This window comes from Tunicatimonas sp., assembly GCF_049647865.1.
Taxonomy (GTDB): domain Bacteria; phylum Bacteroidota; class Bacteroidia; order Cytophagales; family Cyclobacteriaceae; genus Tunicatimonas.
The window spans coordinates 1-3,722 of sequence record NZ_JBARYM010000264.1 but is presented as its reverse complement, the minus strand read 5'-3'; the positions used below and the strand labels follow the sequence as shown (position 1 = coordinate 3,722).

The following is a 3,722-nucleotide window of genomic DNA, read 5'->3' as shown; positions in this document are numbered from 1 at the left end:
ATTTTTGCGATTCAAATACTTCCAGCAGCATCTTCCAATCCGTATTTTCAGCAGAAGCTTCCCAGGTATTTCCGGACGCGTCTACCGGGTTAACCAAGTATAAATCAGATGGAGCGAGATAGGCCATCAGGTGGGCTAAGTCGTAGTGCTGGATGGCCCCGGGTACCGAAGTCCACAAATATTTAGGGTCATAATACTGGGTATCGTTGATACTTTGGTAAGACATCAAAGGGTTAATCAAAATAGTTTTCCGGATGTTTTCATTGTAAAAGGGGGCTATGTGCAGATAGGAAGAAATGGCTTCATCCTTTACTACTGCTACAATGGTGTCCGTAGGCAAATCAACGTGGGTCGGCAGGTACTTCAGCAGTACATCCAGATCGCTGGCTTGGAAACCGGCAATCGACCTACCTACTAAGTTGGCCCCCACCCATAAGTTGTAAGAGTATCCCTGAATAAAAGCATCCCCTCGCTCTGCATTCTTTAGTTCGCCCGTACCAAGCAAATCAGGGGCTACAATGGCGTAGCCTTCTTGAAGGTAGTCTATCATATGCGACTCATGCTCGAGAAGCTCCTGTTTGCCATGGGCCCCGACGTACAGCAAGGTAGCTTTAGGCTGGCTGTTCGTCGATTTAATAATGACGAAAGGTAGAGGATAGTCAAAATCATCGCTTTCTAGGAAGTATTTTTCAACACGATAGCTTTCTTTTTCCACACTTCCCGTAAAAACTGCCCCACGAAAAGTGCGTGTAGTATCTAATCCCGAAAGGGAGTAGGCCTGATCCAATACGGCCGACTTCTGCTCAATTACATCTTGGGCATTCTTACTAGTTCGCTGGGCTACTATGTCTGAGGATCTCTGCCGGTTTAAATCAAAAACTGTTTTGCTTTGGTACGACGTAGTTACCTGTCCGGTCGGAGTAATTTGGAGTTCTTCGGTCGATAAATATTCCGGTTCAATATCGGTAGAGCTACCGGGTAAGTTTAGATGTTGCTGAAAGAACTGGTACATCGCTTCCCGGTTAGGTCGGGTAGTACCGTGGGAGCCTGGTGATTCTACCATCGTCAGGTGCTGGGGTTGGTCAAAAAGTCGGTATAATTGCTTTACTTCGCTAAATGTTTCCCGCGCTCCCTGAATGCTGAAGAAGTCCTCGGTGGTTGCTATCAGTAAGGTAGGCTTCGGGGCTCGCACTGCCAGAAAATCAGGATGATCTAACCCTAAGTGCAATACCTGATAAATCTTTTGCTCGGCATCTTGGGAACCAATAGACTCAAATAGTCGCTGATAGCTAGTGATGTAGCACTCTGGGGCTGCCGCGTAAACTCGGTCGTCGATTGCCGCCAGTACTGCGGTTTGTTGCCCACCGCCCGACAGCCCTGTCATACCTATCCGGGTTGGATCAACTTCGGGGCGTTGGCTCAGATAGTCTAAGGACCGAATACCGTCCCACACAAAGTAATCATTGATCGAGTAACCTGTCAGAAAACACTGCCCTCCTGCGTAGGAGTGTTCGTGCGTCGTTTTACCCAGGGTAGATTCGTGCGTCGTGCTATCGTAGTATTGCGTTCGTTCGCCCTGGCCGATAGGATCTATGGTGAACACCACAAATCCCTTTTTTACTAGATTTAGAATATTGATTTGATAAATATCCCGACGAAAAGCAGCTTGAGAATGGCCGGTAACGTAGAACACAGCAGGTAGGGGAAACGCTCTTTGGGTCGGTATGAATAGGCTAGCGGTCACGTAAAAACTAGGGTGCGACTCAAATACTAATTTTTCTACGATGTATTCTTCTCGCTCGATGGTGCCGCACGACTGAGCATTAAGTGAATGCTTTTCAAATTTATTGAATGGGGCTCTTAATTGGTTTTTTTGTCGTTCTACGTATTGAGTCCAATCTTCAGCAGAGGTTAATTCTTTTACCACCTTAGAGCGAGAATCCAGATCTTCCTTTGCTAATTGACTGATATGATTATATAGGGAGTGCGATAGATTTGCGTATTTCATCCACGCCGCGTCGGAGCGATAGTAGGGCGCAAACACTGAATAATTACTTTCTTGGGCAAAAGAATAAGAACTTATAACTAAGATAGAGATCAAGATAAGATAGCGGTTGCAGTATTGTAGTAGGTAGTACTTCAAAAGATAGTTGTTTAGAACGACGTAGTTAGGTAGTGGACTTGGTAGCAAACGTTAGTATGGTATATGGTCCAGTAATGTACACCTGTATTTTACTATTTCAAATTAGATACTATATTTTCGGAAGATCACAATGAACTGTACTTTTTAGCTTTTTCGTCGCTGTAGCTAAGGTGTGAATTTTGAAGCGACTGACACCTTTCGGTATGTAGACTAGTAAGAATCTAAGAAGATACTTATTGCTACTAACCTAACTGAAACAGGCCCCAGCTGCTTTGGTTGTCGCTAGGAAAGACCGGTCCCGCGATCGCCTAGCACCCGTTGGAAAGATATTAGATCTTACCGTTAGGAATCGGAAGAAGCACCTTTTCCATTATGAGGTTAACAAATCACTCACAAAACTTGATGAGTTCCTAAAAGAATGCTCAGTCAATAATATTGCCCTTCAAAATAACCTATTCTATTGCGAGTATACCGGAGTTTACAGCCAGCATATTCCGTACTGAGCACTCAGAGTGGATAGTGCAACAAGAGGACTTATTTTTTGCTAATCAAGCTGAGCTAGTGCTGACCAACATCACGTTGATGCCTTGCCCAGGAAAAGCTCAACAACTACAGCGTAGCTTGCTTAACTACTATGAAAACAACTTGCCCAGAATGCGCTATAAAACATATCGGGATCAGGGCTTATTGATTGGTTCCGGTCCGATGGAAGCTGCTCATCTCCATGTCATACTACACCGCATGAAGCTTTCTGTACAACGATGGACTATTCGAAGGGCTCAGCAGATGGCAACTCAAAGGTGTCTGAACAAAAGCGGGCGATGGAGCCTTGTCATATCACTAAATATGATTTCCACATCACCTCCAAAATCTTTATAAATCAAAAATCTTCCGCCCATAGTCGTTTTTTGAGTATAACAATAACCCTATATCCCACTATTTTAAAAAGTTATAAATATTATTTAGTATTAAATTGATATTTTCATAGGTTATGTTATGATGATTTTTTAATTCTTTATTGAATTGCCAAAGAGGATATTTTGTATCTGAAATTTTAATAATAGCTTGTAGAGCATAGTCTCCTTCCAATATAACTTCTATTTTATTCTGAGTGTAGTTAATGCCCCAGAATGGGGGAGTCAGATATTCTCTAATCAAAATGAAATTTGGTAGATTTTCCGAACAGAAAGCTTTGATAATATTAAGTGCCTGCTCTGGTGTAATACTTTTATCAGAATTATTGTCTTTTTCAGTTACCATACTGCTTTCCATAAAGATTCACTAACTAAAATAAATTCTTTTACATCTTTATCAATAAGATACTCAATTTCTCTAGCATAACCGCTTCCGGTTCCATTAAGCAATGAAAATGGGTCATGAGAAAGATAAAATTCTTTTCCGGCTTTTAGCTGTTCTTCCAAAAATTTTTCGTTAATCTTCCACATTTCCTCCTTCAAAGGCTAATAAAACTCACATGAATAATCAATCTGCAATACCTGATTTGTATTTCTGTATTTTTTCCAATATTTGGTGGCAATAGCTAATTAATGCATTACATATTCGCTCGTTGATTATCTTA

Annotated in this window: 3 protein-coding genes; all 3 read right to left on the bottom strand. The window is 41.9% G+C overall.

The genetic code is table 11. The annotated features are described in order from the left end of the window. The coding region (locus tag WBA23_RS08165; RefSeq protein ID WP_424581782.1) for an alpha/beta hydrolase family protein at positions 1–2,008 on the bottom strand (2,008 nt) is incomplete at its 3' end. 1,071 nt (positions 2,009–3,079) lie between these two features. Next, positions 3,080–3,403 carry a hypothetical protein gene (locus tag WBA23_RS08160; RefSeq protein WP_424581781.1) on the bottom strand — a complete coding sequence of 108 codons (324 nt, stop codon included), beginning with the start codon at positions 3,401–3,403 and terminating at the stop codon, positions 3,080–3,082. Next, complete coding sequence (locus tag WBA23_RS08155) at positions 3,397–3,564, bottom strand: hypothetical protein (protein WP_424581780.1); 168 nt, start codon at positions 3,562–3,564, stop codon at positions 3,397–3,399. Before WBA23_RS08155 ends, WBA23_RS08160 begins: the two co-directional genes overlap by 7 nt. Between the last annotated feature and the right edge of the window lie 158 nt (positions 3,565–3,722).

Coding starts and splice junctions, on each gene's coding strand:
- WBA23_RS08160 (WP_424581781.1), bottom strand. CDS start 3,403: ATGGTAACTGAAAAAGACAATAATTCTGATAAAAGTATTACACCAGAG.